Here is a 20,635-nt window from a genome sequence, read left to right as displayed (position 1 = left end):
CCCCTCCACCATATTGAAGAAGCCAGCTCATTGAGCTGGCTTTTTTCGTTTCAGGATCTTGATAGCATAGTCCTACTACAACGAACCTTTCACTCCTAACCGAAACTCTTCTCGATTGAATACCTATCACGGTAAATAAGTGATCAGAAATAGCGTAGGGAAAATGCTTGAGAACAAGGCGCAGTTATCGAGTATTTTAACAAGCTAGAATGACCAGTTATTTACTACGATTGGTATAACCTATACTCAATCTCACTAAAGCAACCAACCCCATGTGAAACTCCACAAACAAAAGGCTGAGGAGCAGATCTTTACCCTACAAACAATGTACTAGCTATTTTGATTTTGTTAGTTCGTATGGCCTTAATATGAATGTTCAATATAAATAGGAAAACACTTGAGGACTTACTAGAAAAAGTGGGCTCGCAAAATTAGAGCAAAAGTTATCAAGCGGACTCAATTAGTGATGTTTGTATAAAAACACGTACAAGAAATATAAATGATAGATACAAAAAATCCCGCAGGGGATGCGGGATTTTTACTAGTGACTAAATTGGTTTAAAGGTGACTAGCCTTGAATACCAACGATTAACCATGGCGCATTAGGCGCAGTCAAGTCACGCTCTAGGTGCCAGATATCTTCGATTTCTTCTTCAACACCTTCTACTGTGTCACGGTAACGACCGCTAAACTGCAGACTAAGCTGTGCTTTATTTGCATCGTAATCAGCACGGACGATCTCCGCATCAACGTACATTACGTCAGTATGCTGCTCACCGTCGAGCTTCGCGCGCTCTGCTTTTAGGTCTTCAAACAAGCTTGGAGAAACATATTCTTCAATAGTTTCTAGCTGGTTGTGATTCCACGCACCTTGCAGGATTCGATAGTGTTCACGAGAACCATTAATGAACGCTGCTTGGTCAAAACCCGGTGGGTAGTTATGTGGTACGTCTGTTTGAGCGCCAAAACCACCAAAGCCACCATTATTTGTGTTTGGTTGTTGCTCAAAGTTTTGCATGTTTGGTTGCTCAAACTTAGATGCGTTGCCACCAAATGCAGGCTGTTGACGATGCTGGTTCATACTGCCCTGCTTCGCACCTAGCATACCGCGCATTAGTTTAAAGATGACAAAGGCAATCAAACCAATAATTAGGATATCCATAAACTGGATACCTTCAAAAGCACCGCCAAAGAATGCAGCAAGTAGACCACCAGCAAGAAGTCCGCCTAGCAGACCCCCCATAAGGCCTTTCTTACTTGAAGACTTTGTCGTCTGATCTTTGCCGACCGTATTGGTGTTTTGTTGCTGTTGTTTCGGTGCTGGTGCAGTTTTGTAGCTCTTACCGAAAGACTTACTGCCACCAAACTTCTTCGCTTCCGCGATAGGCGTTACAGCAACAGTAAACATCAATAAAGCAACAATAGAAAAGAAACGTTTCATCGTTATCCTTAAAGTTAGCTATCTAAGATAGTGCCCCATTTTCAAGACGAAACAATCGTTGTTTCAAACAGTAGCACGCCAAAGATGATTTTTAAGTCATCATACTCTGTATACCGATTGATGAAAATAGCTTATAGAAGCTGACATGTATCAGAATATTGCCAAAAATGCAGACTGCTCACACTGCTTACAATTCAGCTGAAGGCGCTTGATCAATGTAAAAAAAGTATGGAATAAGTTCACTAATACTCCAGATTGTTTTACTTGAATTAGAATCAGTGACACAGCTCAGAATCCTACACCTTGAGGGCACTTGGACACATTGCCTTGTTGACGGTTAATAGGTAGCTGACTATCATATTGAACGATGTTCAATAAAGTAGTTTGAGAGTATGGCGCGCAGAAACGATCACACCCGAGAAGAGTTAGTGAATTTGACGTTAACAACGGTCAAAAACTTTTTAGATGAGAATTCTTACCACGAACTCAGTCTTCGTAAAATCGCTAACATGATTGGTTACGTGCCAAGCACATTGGTAAATGTTTTTGGTAATTATAATTTGTTGTTGCTTCATGTTGTCGCTCAAACTTTAGATGAGTTATCTCAAGAAGCACGCAAAGCGACTAATGACAGCAAAGACTCCCATCAAGCGCTTTTTGAACTCGCTTATTGCTACCACGATTTTGCTCAAAAACACCCATACCGTTGGCAGTTAGTGTTCGAACACAACATGAATGGAGCAGAACTTCCGGAATGGCATGCCAAACGTATCGATGGTATGACGGGAATGCTAGAGTCACTATTGGCTCAAATCGCACCACATCGTACTGAATCCGAAGTGATTCAAGCGAGTCGAGTCCTTTGGTCTGGCGTACATGGCATTACTTTACTCAGTGTTGATGATAAGTTTTTCTCTAGTGAGCCGATTGATGGCAAAGAATTGATCAGTAATCTTCTTTCTAACTACCTCACGAACTGGTAACAAAGGATTATCCATGTCATCCGACAGACAGCCGTCCTTACTTACGCAGAGAAAGTTCCTGCCCTATTTCATTACTCAGTTTTTTGGCGCTTTCAACGACAATATTTTTAAAAACGTTTTGCTGTTGTTTGTCGCATTCGCTGGCTCCAGTGCACTACCTATTTCGAGCAATTTGTTCATCAACCTTGCGGCAGGCTTGTTCATTCTACCGTTCTTTCTGTTCTCTGCTTCCGCTGGCGTATTAGCCGACAAATATGAAAAGTCATGGTTTATTCGTAAGGTTAAACTATTTGAAATAGCCATCATGCTCTTGGGTGCCATCGGATTCATAACCGAAAGTTATGGTGTGCTTTTATTGCTACTGTTTTTAATGGGCACACAGTCAGCATTTTTTGGCCCAGTTAAATATGCCCTTTTGCCTCAAAAGTTAAATGCTAAAGAGTTAGTGCCCGGCAACGCTCTTGTTGAAGCTGGTACCTTTATCGCCATCCTTATTGGCACCTTAGGCGCTGGGATTATAGCCTCTGCAGACAACGCAAAATACCTTGCCGCATTTTGTGTCGTGATCTTCGCATTGTTAGGCTACTTGTCGAGCCGCTCAATCCCCTTTGCTGCAGCCAGCGCGCCCAATCTCTCTTTTCGTTGGCAACCATACAAGCAAACCAAACACACGCTCTCTATCGCCAAATCCGATCGAGTTGTTTTTCAATGCATAATGGCAATAAGCTGGTTTTGGTTTTTAGGCGCCGCATATCTAACACAATTCCCGAATTTCACTAAGATTTACCTAAATGGCACCGAGAGTGCGGTGTCTTTCTTGCTCGCTCTATTTTCCATTGGTATCGCGCTAGGGTCGCTACTTTGCAATTGGATCTCAAACCATCGTATCGAAGTCGGTATTGTGCCAATTGGTGCCTTTGGCATTACGGTATTTGGGTACCTAATGGCCACTTCCATTCCCAATGATCTACCTACTTTCCATAACTTTGTAGACTTCTTTAGATATGAGCCTTTTTGGCCATTATTTTTCTACCTATTGATGATTGGCGCTTCGGGCGGTTTGTTTATCGTGCCTCTTTACGCATTAATGCAGCATCGAGCAAAGGAAACCGAACGTGCTCAAGTCATCGCAGGGCTCAACATTTTTAACTCTCTGTTTATGGTCGGCAGCGCTGTCTTAGGTATTGTGTGCCTAAGTGTAATCAAGATGACAATTCCTCAGCTGTTTGCATTGTTAGCCATTTTAAATTTCTTAGTTGCCGCTTACATCTTTTTGCAAATACCTATTTTTGTAGTTCGCTTTGTCATGTGGATGCTTACGCACACCATCTATCGAGTTAAGCATAAGAATCTACACAACCTACCCGAGCATGGTGGGGCATTGATTGTATGTAATCATGTAAGCTACATGGATGCATTGCTACTTAGTGCAGTATGCCCAAGGTTGATTCGTTTTGTGATGGAGGAAGATTACGCCAACCTACCTCCATTAAGGCGCTTTTTACGTCGAACTGGGGTAATTCCAATTTCAGCGAGTAACAGAAGCTCTATCAGACGTGCATTTAACGATGTGGAAGCCGCGCTAAGCGAAGGTCATATCGTCTGTATTTTCCCTGAAGGAAGATTAACTTCAGATGGTGAAATGAATGAATTCATGCGCGGTATTGATATCATTCTACGTCGTAGCCCAGTACCCGTCATACCTGTTGCACTTAAAGGCTTATGGGGAAGCTATTTCAGCCGCGCAAAAGGTCGCGCATGCTGTGGCTTACCGACTCGATTTTGGTCAAAGCTAGAAATTGAGGCAGGACAACCGGTGCCACCAAATGAAGCAACGGCAAAAACAATGTTCGATAAAGTGCATCAACTTAGAGGCGACTGGCGATAAATACACTTGAACACATGTTTAGGATAACTGAACATGTGTTCAAATCATTAAGACAAACTGACCACACCCAGTGCGATATACTCTCCCTTTCATTCACAACAGCGAATAAAAACCTTGAATAGAAACTACCTCCTGTTTGGATTGGCGTTACTTTTTTGTCTAACCCCTCTTGCCTCCTCTCCCATTGCTCTAGTTATCGGTTTTCTACTCGCAAGTTTTGGTTTTGTGCCTTCCGAGCTGCCCATCGCTTCTTTTACTAAAAAGCTGCTGTCTTACTCGATTATTGGCTTAGGCTTTGGCATCAACTTTGAGCAAGCACTTGCAGTCACATCGGATGGTATCGGCCTGATCATCGCCACTATTACAGGCACACTGATCATGGGCACTCTCATTGCCAGGGTAATTAAATTGGAGCGAGTAACCGCTTACTTAATCTCATCAGGTACTGCAATTTGTGGTGGTAGCGCAATTGCTGCTGTGGCACCGGCGATTAAAGCGAAAGACGAGCAGATTGGATTAGCACTGGCAACGGTATTTGTCCTGAACTCCATTGCACTCTTTGTGTTTCCTGTGATTGGACATGCTTTAGGGCTAGATCAACACACGTTTGGCACATGGGCTGCGATTGCCATTCATGACACATCTTCTGTTGTCGGGGCTGCCTCGGCCTATGGGGAAGAAGCGCTAACTACGGCAACAACATTGAAACTCGCGCGCGCTTTATGGATCATTCCTGTTGCTTTGATCAGTGCCGTCATCTTTTCAAGAGGCCAAAAAGAGAATGGAAAGAAAAAACTAGCTATCCCTTATTTCATTTTTTGGTACTGTGCAGCTATCGCGTTTAGCGACTTCTTTCCTCAATTTGAAATGGTCTATCACGGCATTTTCATTGGAGCAAAGCAAGCGTTGGTTGTATGTCTGTTCTTGATAGGTTGTAGCATTTCAATTTCAAAACTAAAGTCTGCTGGAGCTAAGCCACTGTTGTTTGGTGTGACTCTGTGGGTGTTAATTTCGACCACTTCTCTAAGTTGGTTACTGTTTTAGATATTGGTGGTCTGCTTATCGCGTTGAGGGGACGGTATTTCCCGTTTGCTATTTTTGTATATAACGACCAACGCAATAGCGATCAAAAATGCCGTTAGCTCTGCAAGAGAGCGGGCTAGCCCTTCACTACTTATCGCGATACCAATTTGTAGTGCTACTGCCGCAATTAAAACTAGCTTTGCCATCCTGAACCTTATGCATTTTCTCTCCACTAAGAAGCATAATTATGATTCAGAGTTATAAGGATACGAAATTCTCTTTATGACTAATACATAGCAAAATTGACTAATGCTGAAGTGATGACAGCAGCCACTCTTTCACGGCCTTACGTGAAATTTTGATCCCACCTTTTAGTAGAGTTTGTGGCATTACATGGTATTCCACTGGCCATTTAAACTTCTCTAACTTTGATTGCAAGTGCTGGTCATACTCCGACTTGCTGCGCAATCCATTGGTCTGAATCACAGCTACTGGTCTATGACCAAACTCCGCGTCTTCGACTGGAACCACTATACTCTGCACTACACCATCAATTTGGTTCAAAGCGGCTTCAATCTCTTCACAATGGATATTCTCACCACCAGAGATAAACTGATTGTCGGCACGGCCGATTATCTTTAATTCATCACCTTGCCACTCGCCAAGATCTTTGCTGTCAAACCAGCCTTTCTCATCCAGAAATGGGGTAACATGTCCTTGATGGAAATACCCTGCCGCTAATGTCTTACCGCCAATAAAAATGCGTTGGTCAACTAATTTTATCTTACGGTGCTTCAATACATGTCCAGCATTACTGGTGCTGTCAATTCTCTTTGCGGTAACGGTAGAGGCCGCCTCCGTCATCCCATAACCTAACCATGTCTCAATGCCTTGCCCTGTTGCTCGTAGTGCCAACTCGTGATCAACGTGGCTGCCGCCAAGTAGCACATGTGTCAATGACAAATGTGCATCATCATCCAATAACCGTTTGAGCTGAGTCGCAACCAAAGAAGCGTGTGATACGCCCTGAATATCATCAACAAGTTTCCCTGAACCGACTTTTAGTGTTGCTCCGACATATAGCCAACGATAGACAATCGCTAATCCAGAGACGTGATACAGCGGAAGCGATAATAGCCAAGCATCTTGCTGAGTGAAAATGAACTCCTGCAACAAGCCCTCTGCAGACGCAAGATGCTGTCGATGTGTATGAACCACAGCTTTAGGCTCCCCTGTAGAGCCAGAAGTAAATACTACTGAAGCTAGCCGGTCATGATGATAGCTATCTTCAGTCAACGAATCACTCTCTTTCTGTGATACTACAGGCGGTGAAAGCAATGTTGCCTTGAGTTTTTGTATATCATGTTCAGAAAAGGTCGAAGCGCACTCCAGAGAAAACCAGATAAACCGAGTTTGATCAGGCCTGTAAAGTGTAGCAAGCTTACCCTGCAACTTATCTAGTGGTTGTTCCATGGTCAGCGCAGCGAGCGCGCCTAACTGTTTGGAGGCAAGATAAAACAACAGTGTTTCTACTTGGTTCTTGCCAACCAAAGTCAGCACATCCCCCCGAGTTACACCCAAGTCATTCAAATAGTGAGTGTATTGGTCAATACGCTTCGAGAGTTGTTGCCAGTTTAATACTTCTGTTGATGTCTTGAGTGCAATAGAAAAAGGGCTCGTTTGAGCCCAATATTTCCATGGTGCCTTCGCAATATTGTCTACGCAGAATGCCACACAATCTCCTGGTCTTTTAGAGGAAGAACGGGAAGTTCACACTTAGGCCAGCCCTGCTCTAGCTGAGCTTTGAATAAGCCAATCGTATCCAAACCTGGAACTTCATCAGGCAGCTGCCATTGGGCAAAGCGCGCTAATTGAGTTAAACCGAGACTGGATTCAATGCTCGAGCTAATCACTGCTTTCATCCCCAGTGACTTCGCTTTCTCTATCAGTGTAATACAAAAATCCACTGAACCAATGAGTGTGGGTTTGATGATGATCGTTTTCACACCAGTTAGATCTTCAAGACGGAAATCTTCACGACGAACCGCATCTTGCAATGTTTCATCCCAAGCGATAGCAATACCAGTATTAATCGCAAAAGAGAGACTATCGCCAGGAGAGCGGCACGGCTCTTCTAGAAACGTGATTCGTTGACGCAGAGACGGAGCAATGTACTTAGCGAACTGCTGCGCTTTTTCTGGTGTCCAAGCGCGATTGGCATCGAGTCGAAGCGTTAATTGAGGGATTGATTCAAGAAAAAGGTTCACAAGCATGCCATCGCGAATTGGCTCATAAAGTCCAACTTTCACCTTAGCGACTTTCTCACCTTCCATCTCGTTCAGCTTTGGAATGAGCTCATCTGGGTCGCCAGTGCATAGTGGCGCTGTTTGGTATTTACCTTGTTGTGGTAAGCCACCAGCTAATTCAAGCTGTGCCATCGATAAACCAAACGCAACCGACGGGTACATCTTGGCATAATCCACATCCAACTCTGCTACCCAACGCTCCGCCTGTTCTTGTAGCTGAACACCCGCATCTTCGGTGCTCTCTAAGCTAAAACCAGGAATAGGAGCGACTTCTCCAAGCCCTGTTTTACCATCTTCGGAAAGCGCAACAACATAACCAACACGTTCGGTTAGCTTGTTGTCACGTAGGATGACACCACTATCCATGGGCAAGCTATAACGATAAATTTTCGCTTCACGCATAATTCAAGTCCTATGTAATGCCGTATATTTGAGCGTTCTGACGAGCAATCCCACCAGCCTCCCAGAGGGCGAGGCGCTCAGGAAAAAAGGAACAGAGGAGCTAACACGCTCCTCATTTAGACGGATTATGGGTTGCGAGGGAATTTATCGAAGTCTGGGCGACGCTTCTCGTTAAAGGCGTTACGACCTTCTTGGCCTTCATCAGTCATGTAGAACATCATCGTTGCGTTACCCGCTAGCTCTTGCAGACCCGCTTGACCATCACAATCTGCGTTTAATGCAGCTTTCAGGCAGCGCAATGCCATTGGGCTGTGCTGTAGTACTTCACGACACCAACGAACGGTTTCTTTCTCTAGATCCGCTAGTGGTACAACTGTGTTTACTAGGCCCATGTCTACCGCTTCTTGAGCATTGTAGAAACGACATAGGAACCAAATTTCGCGAGCTTTCTTTTGGCCTACGATGCGAGCCATGTAAGATGCACCCCAACCACCATCAAATGAACCCACTTTAGGGCCTGTTTGACCAAATTGAGCGTTGTCAGCTGCAATCGTTAGGTCACACATCATGTGCAGAACATGACCACCGCCCACAGCCCAACCTGCTACCGATGCGATCACTGGTTTTGGACAAGTACGAATATCACGTTGGAAGTCCAATACGTTTAGGTGGTGCGTACCTTGGTCGTCTTTGTAGCCGCCGTAGTCGCCGCGGATCTTCTGGTCACCGCCAGAACAGAATGCGTCTTCACCTAGACCTGTCAGAATGATCACGCCAACACCAGAGTCGTAACGCGCATCTGCCAACGCATCAATCATCTCTTTTACCGTTTGAGGACGAAACGCGTTACGCACTTGAGGACGCGCAATGGTGATTTTCGCGATACCATCTTCAGACTTATGGTAATGAATGTCCTCGTATTTCTCGCCGCAATCTTTCCATTGAACCGGAGCGTAAAGTTCTTCTTCAGAAATGCCTACTGTTTTAGCCATGGTGATTCCCATTGTTCTCGTTACTCTCACCAAAGTGAGACTGAATTATTTGCTTGGTATGTATCGCAAACTGTTTGGGCTGCTCTTGATGGACGTTATGACCAGCGCCTTCAACTTGTCGATACGCCAACCCGCTACGTTGTGCCAGTTGGCTAAATTTTTGGTCTTTCTCACCACACAAGTAATACACTGGTATATTCTGCTTTTGCAGTGAGGGCAACAAATATGCCTGTTTGGCTAACGATGTCGCCATCAACATATTCGCCACCGCTGAGCCAAGATTATCACTTCGCTTCGCAATGAATGTTTGTCTTTGCTCATGGTTTAGTGAAGAAAACACCGCTTGTTGGTACCAATCGTTCAAAACACGTTCAAGTGGTTCAGTTTTGAAACGCATTGCCCAGCGAGCATCATTCTCTAATCTCACCTGTTTCTCTGACTCAGTTTGAAGCCCGAAGTTTCCCCCTTCAACAATCGCGCCCGCAATATTGAGATCTGGAAAGCATTGATGGGCAATACCATGCATCGCAATGCGGCCGCCCATAGAGTAACCAATCAAAATAAGTGGTTGTTGTGAGGGAAATAATAAAGATAGTGTGGAACCAAGAAGTTTGCAGCAATCATTCAGATCGCTGCAAGAAATAGATTGGCTATGCCCATGACCAGGGAGGTCAACCGTAACACGTTCATACTCGGGTAACGCGTTGATACACGATTGCCAATCTTCACCGCTACCAAGCAAACCATGCAAAAACACCAGAGTAGGCAAAGTAATACTTTGGTGCTTTTCTAATACAGGGAAACGTTCAAAGTAAAGCATTCAGACTCTTATTAAATGCCTTGAGTGTCTCAGCAGCTTGGTTAGATGGGGTTTGAACCTCGACCAGCAACGTTCCTTGGCCGTGACATAAATGCTCTTTTACAGATGATTGGAATTGCTCCAGTGTAGAAACATGCAAATACGCCAAACCAAACTGCTTTGCCGCGTGTTCAAACTGATAACCATGAGGCATTTGATAATATGTCGTCCTGCGCTCTGGTGGTACTGGCAACATATCAAAAATCGCACCGCCGTCATTATTGGTAACAACAAGTACCGCCGGCAGTTTATTGTGAGAAAATAGCGTCAGAGAATTGAGATCATAAAGTGCTGCTGTGTCACCGATATACATCAGTAACGGATTACCTCTTGCCCGTTGCACGCCTGATGCTGCAGCAAACAAACCGTCAATCCCTGACGCGCCTCGGTTAGTGAACACTTCTACATCATCAAGTTTGCCGTACATATCGACAAGTCGAACAAACAAACTGTTACCCAAAAAGACATCAGCGTTTTTAGTGCGCTCGTTGATGTCTGCTGCCAACGCAATTTCGTCAATGGCAGACGCTGAACCAGATAGGAAAGCTTCTTCGATACGTTGATGAACTCGCTTAACTCCATTCGCTAACCTATCAGCCCACCCAGCAAATATTGGCTTCTCAAAGCTAATGCGAGAAACCCAAGTTTGAGGAAGCTCAACCCAGTGCATTTGCGCCAGATGATTTTGGTTATTACGGTCCATACGCGGCGAGATATACCAGTATTGAACGTCTTTACTTTGTTGATTTTTCGATACTTGTTTATCAATCCATTGGTTCAAACGTTTGGAGATGATTCGGCTACCAAATTGGATAATAAGTTCACAAGATTCAAGCTCGTTTGCAAACTCGGGAAGTTGAAGCCATACATCGTAATACGCCCAATCCGAACTGAGGCCACTTTGCGGGTCTGCAAGTACTGGCCATCCCATCTTTTGTGCAAATGCCTGCGCCGAACGCGCTTGTTCAAGCGGTAAGCTGCCAATCACAACCAAGCCTTTTTTGTCCGAAAAAGGCGGGATGTTCGCCTGTGACAAATGGCTAAAACGCTGAGTATAAGTGCCGCTTCCTTTTCGCCATCCGGCGACCGAATCTAAGTAGGTTTGATAATCCGCTTTTGCGCCGTTGGAATACAAAGGCTCTGGAAATGCACAATTAATATGAACAGCACTACCCTGCAATTGCTGAGTAAACATCACTTCGTCAACAGAGGTCAGCAACCAGTTAAGCGACGTTGCTAAATTTGGGCTTGGTAAATTCAAACTGGCCGAAACATGATGTGAAAAAATACCCAATTGATTTATCGCTTGGTTTGCACCACAGCCGACAAGTTCTACTGGACGATCTGCTGTCAGCAGCACCAGTTTTTCACCAGTAAGTTTGGCTTCGGCAACCGACGGTAATAGGTTCGCCACTGCCGTACCAGAGGTAACGATAATTGCCACTGGCTCCTGAGTAGCTTTCGCTAAACCAAGAGCCATAAAGCCCAGTCCACGCTCATCAAAATGAGTATGAATGGAAAAGTCGGACTGTTCTGCCGCTTCTAAAGTTAAAGGAGTAGAACGAGATCCGGGAGCGATACAAACATGCTTAACGCCAAATCGCTGAAGCTCAATCAATATGGTTTCTGACCAAACTCGATTGAGCACCGCTTGGTCATGACTCATGATGCGACTCCCAATGGCGGATGATCAGAAATCAGCGTAAGTAACGTCGACATTTTCTTATCAAGTTCTGCCCACTCATGTTCTGCCACAGAACCAGGCACAATCCCTGCGCCCGCAAACAGTTGTACTTGATCACCGAGCACAAGCGCGCTTCTGATTGCGACACAAAACTCTGCTCGTTCATGGCTAATGTAACCCATAGAGCCTGCATACCAGCCGCGTGCAAAGGGCTCATTATCAAGAATAAACTGCATGGACTCTTGTCGGGGTAAGCCAGCAACCGCCGCTGTTGGCTGAAGCGCCGATAACAACTGAACACCATTTATCCCCGCTCTTAGACTAGCGTGAATATTTCGCTTAAGGTGCTGCACTTTTCGTAGTCTGACCAAACTCGGTTCAGCTTCCACTTCAACCATTTCAGAATGCGGTAATAGACGATCAATGATGTCGTCCACCACATACTGGTTTTCGTTGAGGTTCTTTTGGTCTTGGGATAACCAATTCGCCAACTCCATATCTTGAGTGGCATTGTCTCCCCGACCAATCGTACCTGCTAACGCTTCGGTATGTAGCTCATGCCCTACGCGAGAATACAAACGTTCTGGCGTAGACCCCATAAAACTGTGCTTACTGTCTAAGCTCAGCATGAAATGGAAGCTATGATGGTTATTTAAGTAACTTGCTTTAAGTAGCTGTGCAGCACTTAATGTGTTATCAAGCTGCACGGTAGAGCGACGCGCTAAAACCACTTTCTTAAAATCATCATTCTCTATACCAGTCAGAACCTTATGAACTAACTCATTCCATTGAGGCTGACTTGGCGTGTGAACAATAGAGCGGATGTGAGACGAAATTGGAGCTAAGGCCGCGACCTCACAAACCAGTTTATTCAACCCAGCTAGAGTTCGCGCTTTGTCTTCTGAAATATTAACTGCGAGAGACCACTGTTGGTCAAAACGAATTAACTCAATTTGAGGCAAAAAGAAAAAAGAAGGCATACAGCGATGATTCTTCTCATGCTGTCCATCAAAAGAGCGCCCGCCCCAGACTCTTTGCCCTTCACCTAGAATGGTATAAGCAGGACCTGGCTCAACAAAAGCGTGCAATTGCCCTAGTGCAACGACCTCTTCACGTGTATCGCGGGACTGCCAATAAAACTTAGGGAAAAGTGGTTGTGCATCAAGCCAATCAATAAATGAGAAATTAGGTTTCTCGCTAAGGGGCTCGACCAGACGTGTTTGATTGCCTTCCGATTGCTGAACTCGCTCGATAATTCTCTTTACGGCTTGATGGAACTGTGACAAATCAACCTCGTTGTATGTGAGGATAAATGGTAACTGACGGCTACTCTAAGTTTAGACCCAAAGCAAATCAAGGTCGTATGCGATCTTTTGCGAAATCCTGTGATAGCAAGCGAGCAAAACTTAACCAGCAGACAGATTATTTACAGATATATATTCTAATAAAAAACAAATTATTGTATTTTAATAAAGAAATTAACGAATTTTTAGGAATTAAACAATGCAAAATATCGGGATGTCGTCAAAACTCGACAATGTCTGCTACGACATTAGGGGTCCTGTACTCAAACATGCTAAGCGCATGGAGGAAGAAGGGCATAAAATCCTAAAGCTAAACATTGGTAACCCTGCCCCATTTGGTTTTGACGCCCCTGATGAGATTTTAGTCGACGTGATTCGTAATCTGCCGACTTCTCAAGGCTATTGTGATTCCAAAGGTATTTACTCTGCTCGTAAAGCTGTGGTCCAACACTATCAGCGTAAAGGTATACGCTCGCTAGATGTCGAAGATGTGTATGTAGGTAACGGCGTGTCTGAGTTGATCGTAATGGCCATGCAAGCGCTATTAAACAATGGCGACGAAATGCTGATCCCAGCACCAGACTATCCGTTATGGACAGCTTCAGTTGCACTATCTAGTGGTAAGCCGGTTCATTATCTATGTGATGAAGAGGCTGACTGGTACCCAGACCTTGAAGACATCAAAAAGAAAATCACACCAAAGACACGTGGCATTGTTCTGATCAACCCGAACAACCCGACAGGTGCGGTATACAGCCGTGACTTCCTACTTGAAGTGATTGAGATAGCACGCAAGCACAAACTGATCATTTTCGCAGATGAGATCTACGACAAAGTGTTGTACGACGGTGCAACACATACCTCAGTCGCCACACTCACTGAAGACGTGCTAGTCATGACATTCAATGGCCTTTCAAAAGCCTACCGTGTTTGTGGTTTCCGTGGTGGCTGGATGTTCCTAACGGGGCCTAAACATCTGGCTCAAGGGTACGTGAATGGCTTGGAGCTGCTTTCATCGATGCGTTTATGCGCAAACGTACCAATGCAGCATGCGATTCAAACCGCGTTAGGTGGATACCAGAGTATTAATGAACTGATTTTACCTGGCGGACGCTTATTAGAGCAGCGCAACCGAGCGTATGAACTGATCAATCAGATTCCTGGTGTTTCTTGTGTCAAACCTAAGGGTGCGATGTACCTCTTCCCGAAAATCGACACTAAAATGTACAACATCAAGAACGATCAGCAGATGGTTTTAGATTTCTTAAAACAAGAGAAGGTCTTACTGGTGCAAGGTTCCGGTTTTAACTGGCCAAAACCAGACCACTTCCGCATCGTGACACTACCGCACGTTGAAGATCTAGAAATCGCTATTGGACGTTTTGAAAGATTCCTATCAACCTACAGCCAGTAATGAATCACTGGTAGTAATTAGTGCTGATCTCTCATATGCTTAGAGGAACTCCTAGTGAGTTCCTTTTTTTACACCAGAAACGGAGGAAGCCATGAAAGAAAGCCATTTTTTCGCCCACCTGGCTCGAATGAAGCTGATCCAACGCTGGCCTTTAATGCGGTCCGTCTCACCAGAAAACGTTTCAGAGCATAGCTTACAAGTTGCTTTTGTCGCTCATGCCCTTGCCCTAATTAAAAACAAAAAGTTCGGCGGCAACCTTAATCCAGAACGCATCGCTATTCTTGCCATGTACCATGATTCCAGTGAAGTATTAACGGGTGATCTTCCAACTCCAGTGAAGTATTACAACCCTGAAATTGCCAAAGAATATAAGAAGATAGAATCGGCAGCGGAACAAAAATTACTCTCAATGTTACCGGAAGAGTTCCACGATGATTTTGCCCCCTATCTTCTTTCTCACTCTGCACACGAAGAGGACGCAAAAATCGTTAAGCAAGCCGATTCCATCTGTGCCTATTTAAAATGTCTTGAAGAACTAAGCGCCGGCAACCATGAGTTCGCTCTGGCAAAAAAACGCTTAGACGTCACTTTGCAAGAACGCAGAACGCCTGAAATGGATTACTTTCTCAATACCTTTGCCCCAAGTTTCGAATTATCGTTAGATGAAATCAGTTAGCTTACGGAGATAATCGTGTCGTTTGAATTACACCCGCAATGGCAAGAGCGCCATGATGATGAGCATAAAATCCGTCGAGACGACCATCGGAGCCCGTACCAACGAGACCGAGCGCGCATTCTTCACTCGGCTGCATTTCGACGCCTACAAGCAAAAACCCAAGTACACGGCAATAGCTTGGAAGACTTTCACCGCAGTCGGTTAACACACTCCTTAGAAGCGTCGCAACTAGGGACCGGTATCGTCGCCCAGTTAAAGAAAAAACAGCCAGAGTTCCGCGATCTATTACCATCAGACAGCTTAATTGATTCATTATGTTTGGCTCACGACATCGGGCATCCTCCATACGGTCATGGGGGAGAAGTCGCTCTAAACTACGTAATGCGCGAACATGGCGGCTTCGAGGGGAACGCCCAAACCTTTCGTATCGTCACTAAGTTAGAGCCTTATACTGAGCATTTCGGAATGAATTTATCACGCCGCACACTGCTTGGTTTGATTAAGTACCCTGCCCTCATTAGTCAAACACGCTCCGTCAAGTTGCCTCAACCAGCCGAGCATCAACGTAAACTAAAAGCAAAAGATTGGAGCCCAGCTAAAGGCATTTATGATTGTGATAAAGACTTATTTGATTGGGTAATTGCACCGCTTTCTGACAACGACAAGGCATTGCTTAGTCTGATGCGTTCAACGCCAGAATCGGAGTTTGAGCACAGTAAAACGCGTTTTAAATCACTCGATTGCTCAATCATGGAGCTAGCAGATGATATCGCCTACGGTGTTCATGATTTAGAAGATGCAATCGTACTTGGTATGGTGACACGTCAGCAATGGCAAGAAGGCGCAGCAAGTCAATTAGCGGACTGTGGCGACCCGTGGTTTGAAGCTCATATCGATTCCATCGGACAGATGCTATTTAGCGGTAAGCACCATGAGCGGAAAGATGCTATCGGTGGTATGGTTAACGCGCTACTGACCAGCATTTCAATCAAAACGGTGGATGAGCCGTTTAATAACCCGTTACTGTCTTGGAATGCGTGTTTAGAACCACAGATGGCACGTGCACTTGACGTACTCAAGCACTTTGTCAGCACCTTCGTTATCCAAGTCCCGCAGGTCCAGATCGTTGAGTATAAGGGTCAGCAAATTATTATGGATATTTTTGAAGCGTTAACAGCAGACCCAGAGCGATTACTACCCGTTCATACAAGAGATCTGTGGTGTCAGGCGAAGAGCGAGAGCAATAAAATGAGGGTCATCGCCGATTATATTTCTGCAATGACCGATGGTCACGCGCAAAAGCTACACCGCCAACTTTTCTCTTCCATCGTTCTTTAGTAACACTCAACCTTTCAAGTAATTCTTTTCAAAAACGCCCGGAGGCATCTGGGCGATTTGGAATTCGATCATCTTTTCAAACGCACGCATCAGCGGTGTAAAGTCTCGCTCGGGTTCAAGCAAGCGAAGCGAATGATAACCAGCCTCGACTGTCGATAAGCTATTCTCAGAGGGCGCCTTACGAATGGTGTAGTGCCCTTGTAGTTGCTTAGGCAACTGCACGGTTGGGAGTGGATGTAAGTTGCTTGAGAGTTGCCACATTTTGTACGCTTTTTTCCACGTACCATCGAGCAAAATCAAACGTATTTTCTTAGATACACTATGACTCGCTTGAGTGATTTCAGAAATGCATCGTGACTCTTCTGATGGGTAAAGAACAAAATGTTGATATGACTCATCCGCTAATAAGTGATTTAAGGCATCATCACAAGAAAAGTCCTCTCCTATCAAACAAATACAGTTATCTAAACTCAAATTGAGAATCCGTGCCGTACCAAGCGGACGATGTTCTTCACTCGTGTGCTGAAGAATGATAAGTTCTACCTCGCTTGCCAGCGGTACAATCCATTGGCAAATACACGCTTTTTGCGATTTTCCACAACGAGAACAATAACGAGACATAGAGTGAACCTTTATACCTTGCTGAGTATTATCAGCGTGATCTGTTTGATACTTCAATTTGAACCAATGGCAAGCCTAACCGAGTGGCACAGCTACAATATACGCCATGGTGAATGGTGGCGAATCGTAACAGGAAATCTCACACATACCAACTTTGCGCACTTAGGAATGAACCTCGCCGGATTGTGGATCATTACTTTTATTTTTCGCCCAAGCACTCGTAACTTCCTTATCGTTTTTTCAATCTTATGTGCATGTGTTGGTGCGCTGAATTTGTTTACCAACATGTCGGTATACGTGGGTTTATCCGGCGTATTACACGGATTGTTTGGATTTTGGGCGCTCAGAGAAGTCTTTGAAAGCAGAAGAAGCAGTGTGTTGTTAGTTGGAGGACTAATCGCCAAAGTAGCATGGGAGCAGGTCTATGGCCCATCCAGCAGTACTGCTGAGCTTATCGGTGCAAACGTTGCTATTGATGCTCATATGTTTGGCGCACTCGGTGGGTTAGTAATGGCTTTACTGGAAAAAGGCCTTCGCCGTCGTTTATTCGGATAAAAAATCCCGAACCACGAAAGAGGGGCTGGTTCGGGAAAGCAGTAATAGGGAAACAGATATTGTTCTGAATTCAGACTCAATATCTGCAATACATCAAGCTACAGTAAAATGCGGTCTTCGTTTTTCTTAACTGTCGCTTCACCTATGCCTTTTACGCTCTTCAAATCTGCTGCCGTTTTAAAAGGGCCATGTTCCTCGCGGTAGTCCACTATACTCTGCGCTTTCTTCTCACCTATACCTTTCAACATGGTCGCAATTTCTTCAGCAGTGGCCGTGTTGATATTTACAGTAATTTCAATTCCTTCATATTTGTCAGTGGCTGAATCCGCAGCCATGCTAAAAGGTGCAAAAACAAATAAGCACAATGTCAAAATCCATTTCATATTGAACATACAATCTCCAAAATAGTAGGCTAAAAACAGTCGTCGAGAGCGAGTCACTATCAAATTTGCAATGGAAAGCAATATGGTTATGCATTTAACAAACTGAGATGACCCGGAATTCACAACGGCCGCTATCACTTAAACGCGCACTAATTTAAGTAATGCCTATTGATGATTGAAGTTCATAAAGACAAAAATAAAACGGACCGCTTATGCGGTCCGTTTTATTCAACATACAAATTACACTAATTGTGCTTAGTTGCTCACAACAAAGTACTCAATGTCAGTATTTGCACGCAGTACGGCTAGTACAGATGATAAATCTTGCTGAGAAGATGCACGCTGCATTTGCATCGCAACTTGATCTTCTAACTCACTATCTAGCTCTGCGTTTACAGCATCAAGCTCGATGATAATGATGTTACCTTCAAGATCTTTAGACTGACCGTATACTGGTTTACCATCGACTGGTTTTGCCATCGCGAATACCGTTGTTGCTAACGGAGAACGACGATCTACTGTCTCTTGTTCACCAAAGGCAAGATTGTTTTCAGCAAGCACGTTCGTCTTACCTTCTTTCAATGCCGCAACGACTTGTGTTCCAAGTTCCATCGCTTCTTGCTCACCTTTAACACGAGATAGCTCTGCAACAACCTGATCTTTCACTTCTTCTAGTGGAAGAACTGTCTCGTCACGCGCATCTTCAACACGAACAACGATAATATGCTCAGGCGCAACTTCGATAGCTTCAGAGTTTAGGCCATCTTCTTTAACTTCAGGACTTAGGATAGCTTGCATTACCGCAGGGCTACGAAGCACTTCAGGTGCATCAACCTGAGAAATAAAGTCCGTTGTCTTCACTTCTTGGTTAACCGCTTGAGAAGCATCATACAATGAGTCTGGGTATTCAAACGCTACGCGCTCAAGCTCATTTTGCAACTCGTAGAATTGATCGATCGCTTGTTGGTCGACCATCTCTTGTTTGATTTCAGCAGCGACTTCTTCAAATGGCTTCGCCACAGAATCTTTTAGCTCTTCAAGCTTGATAATGTGATAGCCAAAGTCCGACTTTACTAGACCCGACGTATCGCCAGGATTCTTCAGTGCGAATGCCGCTTCTTCAAAAGCAGGGTCCATCACATCACGCTCAATCCAACCTAGGTCACCACCGTTTTCAGCGCTGCCAAAATCGTCAGATTTCTCTTGAGCAAGCGTCGCAAAATCTGCACCCGCGTTTAGCTCATCTAGGATAGCTTGCGCTTTTGCTTCATCGTCCCCTTCTACAAGAATGTGAGCGACACGTCGTTGCTCTTCTGAAGAGTATTTGTTTAAGTGCTCGTCGTAGTACTTTTTCACCTCAGCATCAGAAACATTAACTTGTTCCTTTAGCGCTTCAGCTGACAGTTCGATGTAAGAGACTTTAACCTGCTCTGGGCGTGTAAAGTTGTCTGGGTTTGCTTTGTAGTACTCTTGAATTTCTTCGTCGGTCAATTCAATATTTTTCGCAAACTCCGCTAAGTCGATCTGAATCGTGCGAATATCACGAGTTTGAGTGAACAGCTTGCCTTCTGCTTGTACTTCACCCGGCAGAATAAATTCACTGTTTTGTAGCGCATTCAGCAGTTGCTCACGAACCAATTCACGACGCATGTACTCAGCAAAAGAGTCTGGCGAAAAGCCTGCACGACGCAAAGAAGCTTGATAGATCTCTTGATCAAACTGACCATTAGATTGGAACTGAGGCATGTCTAGAATCATGCTACGCACTTGAGTGTCGCTGATTCGCAGACCCAAAGCTTCAGCTTGTTGGTCAAGCAACACGTCATTGATCATTCGATCTAAAACGGATTTGCGGAAAGATTCAACATATGCAGGGTCAGCCAGCATTTGAGAGAAGTAGTCACCCAACTGAGCTTGCATACGGTTACGCTCATTTTGGTATGCCATCTCGAACTCACCACGAGGAATCTCAGTGTTACCGACTTTCGCTGCAGAGTTGTTGCTACCACCAACGATGTAGCTACCTACACCTGCAAATACGAAAGACAGGATGATAAGTCCAAGGATAATTTTGACCGCGATGCTATTCACGCCTTCGCGTAGTCGATCCATCATAATTTAACTGCTCTCCACAATTGAAGCCTACTGCTTCTATCTAATAGAAATAATGGCGCAATAATATCAGAAAAAGAAATGCGCATCAGTATGATGCGCATAATTTAAGAAAGTTCGGCTCGAAGTTTGTAAATTTTTGTTCGAAACTTATTGTTTGAGCAAAAGTTAAGCAAATGGCCGGTTACAGAAATAACGCCGTGATTAGTTACAAGCGTCTTTCAGTGCTTTACCAGCTTTGAAAGCTGGTACTTTTGCTTCTGCGATTTGGATTTCTTCACCAGTTTTTGGGTTACGACCAGTACGTGCAGCACGAGTACGAACGCTGAATGTACCAAAGCCAACTAGAGCGACTTGATCACCAGATTGAAGAGTTCCGCTTACTGCTTCGATGAATGCATCTAGAGCACGACCCGCTGACGCTTTAGAAATATCTGCATTTTCTGCGATTTGTTCTACTAACTGAGTTTTATTCACTGTAATTTCCCCTTTGTGTCATCTGTGATTATTTTTGTGATGACTTTCGTTCCATTGTTAAGAAAATATGCTCCACCCCTTATTCATCAAGGGCTGGCAGCTATCGAAACTAACTTAGCGCCCAAAAAAAACGCTGACAAGCCTTTTTGGGCTTATCAGCGTAAACTTTTACTTATT

At 44.5% G+C, this 20,635-nt stretch carries 19 protein-coding genes; 7 read left to right on the top strand and 12 right to left on the bottom strand.

Annotated features, from left to right (window positions below; translation table 11 throughout):
• Positions 1-568: 568 nt before the first annotated feature.
• Positions 569-1,441, bottom strand: a complete 873-nt coding sequence (locus KJB35_RS10005; protein ID WP_213908037.1) for a Tim44 domain-containing protein — start codon at positions 1,439-1,441, stop codon at positions 569-571.
• A gap of 392 nt (positions 1,442-1,833) precedes the next feature.
• On the opposite strand from KJB35_RS10005, the gene KJB35_RS10000 reads away from it, so the two are divergent.
• The 3 genes from KJB35_RS10000 (at position 1,834) to KJB35_RS09990 (ending at position 5,356) form a co-directional block, all read left to right on the top strand.
• A complete protein-coding gene (locus KJB35_RS10000; protein WP_005382308.1) occupies positions 1,834-2,424 on the top strand; it encodes a TetR/AcrR family transcriptional regulator in 591 nt (196 codons plus the stop codon).
• 13 nt (positions 2,425-2,437) lie between these two features.
• The gene (locus tag KJB35_RS09995; RefSeq protein WP_005384269.1) at positions 2,438-4,312 is read left to right on the top strand and encodes an MFS transporter; all 1,875 of its coding nucleotides are present in this window, start codon (positions 2,438-2,440) and stop codon (positions 4,310-4,312) included.
• 114 nt (positions 4,313-4,426) lie between these two features.
• Entirely contained in the window at positions 4,427-5,356 is a 930-nt protein-coding gene (locus KJB35_RS09990; protein WP_005384270.1) for a YeiH family protein, read from the top strand.
• On the opposite strand, the gene KJB35_RS09985 is transcribed toward KJB35_RS09990, so the two are convergent.
• The 7 genes from KJB35_RS09985 to KJB35_RS09955 all read right to left on the bottom strand — a co-directional run bounded on the left by KJB35_RS09985 (position 5,353) and on the right by KJB35_RS09955 (position 12,864).
• Entirely contained in the window at positions 5,353-5,541 is a 189-nt protein-coding gene (locus tag KJB35_RS09985) for a hypothetical protein (RefSeq protein ID WP_017634658.1), read from the bottom strand. The two genes, KJB35_RS09990 and KJB35_RS09985, sit on opposite strands and share 4 nt — an antisense overlap.
• A gap of 100 nt (positions 5,542-5,641) precedes the next feature.
• Positions 5,642-7,069, bottom strand: coding sequence for an o-succinylbenzoate--CoA ligase (menE, locus tag KJB35_RS09980; protein WP_213908038.1), 1,428 nt, complete (start codon positions 7,067-7,069; stop codon positions 5,642-5,644).
• Positions 7,054-8,043 (bottom strand): o-succinylbenzoate synthase, encoded by a 990-nt coding sequence (gene menC, locus KJB35_RS09975; RefSeq protein WP_213908039.1) that lies wholly within the window; start codon positions 8,041-8,043, stop codon positions 7,054-7,056. The genes menE and menC overlap by 16 nt, the downstream gene beginning before the upstream one ends.
• 125 nt (positions 8,044-8,168) lie before the next feature.
• Complete coding sequence (gene menB / locus KJB35_RS09970) at positions 8,169-9,035, bottom strand: 1,4-dihydroxy-2-naphthoyl-CoA synthase (RefSeq protein ID WP_005382318.1); 867 nt, start codon at positions 9,033-9,035, stop codon at positions 8,169-8,171.
• Positions 9,028-9,855 carry a 2-succinyl-6-hydroxy-2,4-cyclohexadiene-1-carboxylate synthase gene (gene menH / locus KJB35_RS09965; protein WP_149191943.1) on the bottom strand — a complete coding sequence of 276 codons (828 nt, stop codon included), beginning with the start codon at positions 9,853-9,855 and terminating at the stop codon, positions 9,028-9,030. The genes menB and menH overlap by 8 nt, the downstream gene beginning before the upstream one ends.
• Positions 9,842-11,560 carry a 2-succinyl-5-enolpyruvyl-6-hydroxy-3-cyclohexene-1-carboxylic-acid synthase gene (gene menD / locus KJB35_RS09960; protein WP_213908040.1) on the bottom strand — a complete coding sequence of 573 codons (1,719 nt, stop codon included), beginning with the start codon at positions 11,558-11,560 and terminating at the stop codon, positions 9,842-9,844. Before menD ends, menH begins: the two co-directional genes overlap by 14 nt.
• Positions 11,557-12,864 carry an isochorismate synthase MenF gene (locus KJB35_RS09955; protein ID WP_213908041.1) on the bottom strand — a complete coding sequence of 436 codons (1,308 nt, stop codon included), beginning with the start codon at positions 12,862-12,864 and terminating at the stop codon, positions 11,557-11,559. Before KJB35_RS09955 ends, menD begins: the two co-directional genes overlap by 4 nt.
• A 217-nt stretch (positions 12,865-13,081) precedes the next feature.
• Here KJB35_RS09955 and KJB35_RS09950 point away from each other — a divergent pair, with 217 nt between their 5' ends.
• The 3 genes from KJB35_RS09950 to KJB35_RS09940 all read left to right on the top strand — a co-directional run bounded on the left by KJB35_RS09950 (position 13,082) and on the right by KJB35_RS09940 (position 16,310).
• Positions 13,082-14,296 carry a pyridoxal phosphate-dependent aminotransferase gene (locus KJB35_RS09950; RefSeq protein WP_213908042.1) on the top strand — a complete coding sequence of 405 codons (1,215 nt, stop codon included), beginning with the start codon at positions 13,082-13,084 and terminating at the stop codon, positions 14,294-14,296.
• 91 nt (positions 14,297-14,387) lie between these two features.
• Positions 14,388-14,972: a 5'-deoxynucleotidase gene (gene yfbR, locus KJB35_RS09945; RefSeq protein WP_017634778.1), complete on the top strand. Its 585-nt coding sequence runs from the start codon at positions 14,388-14,390 to the stop codon at positions 14,970-14,972.
• A 15-nt stretch (positions 14,973-14,987) separates the two neighbouring features.
• Positions 14,988-16,310 (top strand): anti-phage deoxyguanosine triphosphatase, encoded by a 1,323-nt coding sequence (locus KJB35_RS09940; protein WP_017634779.1) that lies wholly within the window; start codon positions 14,988-14,990, stop codon positions 16,308-16,310.
• A 6-nt stretch (positions 16,311-16,316) separates the two neighbouring features.
• Here the strand turns inward: KJB35_RS09940 and KJB35_RS09935 are convergent, their stop codons facing one another.
• Positions 16,317-16,931 carry a tRNA-uridine aminocarboxypropyltransferase gene (locus tag KJB35_RS09935; RefSeq protein ID WP_025766956.1) on the bottom strand — a complete coding sequence of 205 codons (615 nt, stop codon included), beginning with the start codon at positions 16,929-16,931 and terminating at the stop codon, positions 16,317-16,319.
• A gap of 3 nt (positions 16,932-16,934) precedes the next feature.
• Here KJB35_RS09935 and rrtA point away from each other — a divergent pair, with 3 nt between their 5' ends.
• A complete protein-coding gene (rrtA, locus tag KJB35_RS09930; RefSeq protein ID WP_005382331.1) occupies positions 16,935-17,486 on the top strand; it encodes a rhombosortase in 552 nt (183 codons plus the stop codon).
• A 98-nt stretch (positions 17,487-17,584) separates the two neighbouring features.
• Here rrtA and KJB35_RS09925 read toward each other — a convergent pair whose 3' ends face one another.
• The 3 genes from KJB35_RS09925 to KJB35_RS09915 all read right to left on the bottom strand — a co-directional run bounded on the left by KJB35_RS09925 (position 17,585) and on the right by KJB35_RS09915 (position 20,458).
• A complete protein-coding gene (locus KJB35_RS09925) occupies positions 17,585-17,869 on the bottom strand; it encodes a helix-hairpin-helix domain-containing protein (protein ID WP_031777211.1) in 285 nt (94 codons plus the stop codon).
• 255 nt (positions 17,870-18,124) lie between these two features.
• On the bottom strand, positions 18,125-19,984 hold the full coding sequence (ppiD, locus tag KJB35_RS09920) for a peptidylprolyl isomerase (RefSeq protein WP_005382334.1): 1,860 nt from the start codon (positions 19,982-19,984) through the stop codon (positions 18,125-18,127).
• A 201-nt stretch (positions 19,985-20,185) separates the two neighbouring features.
• Positions 20,186-20,458 (bottom strand): HU family DNA-binding protein, encoded by a 273-nt coding sequence (locus KJB35_RS09915; protein WP_005382341.1) that lies wholly within the window; start codon positions 20,456-20,458, stop codon positions 20,186-20,188.
• Positions 20,459-20,635: the final 177 nt, after the last annotated feature.

The sequence above is a fragment of the Vibrio sp. D431a genome, assembly GCF_030248655.1.
Taxonomy (GTDB): Bacteria; Pseudomonadota; Gammaproteobacteria; order Enterobacterales; family Vibrionaceae; genus Vibrio; species Vibrio alginolyticus.
Note: the sequence above shows the minus strand (reverse complement) of the source record. Positions and strands in the feature narration are given on the sequence as shown.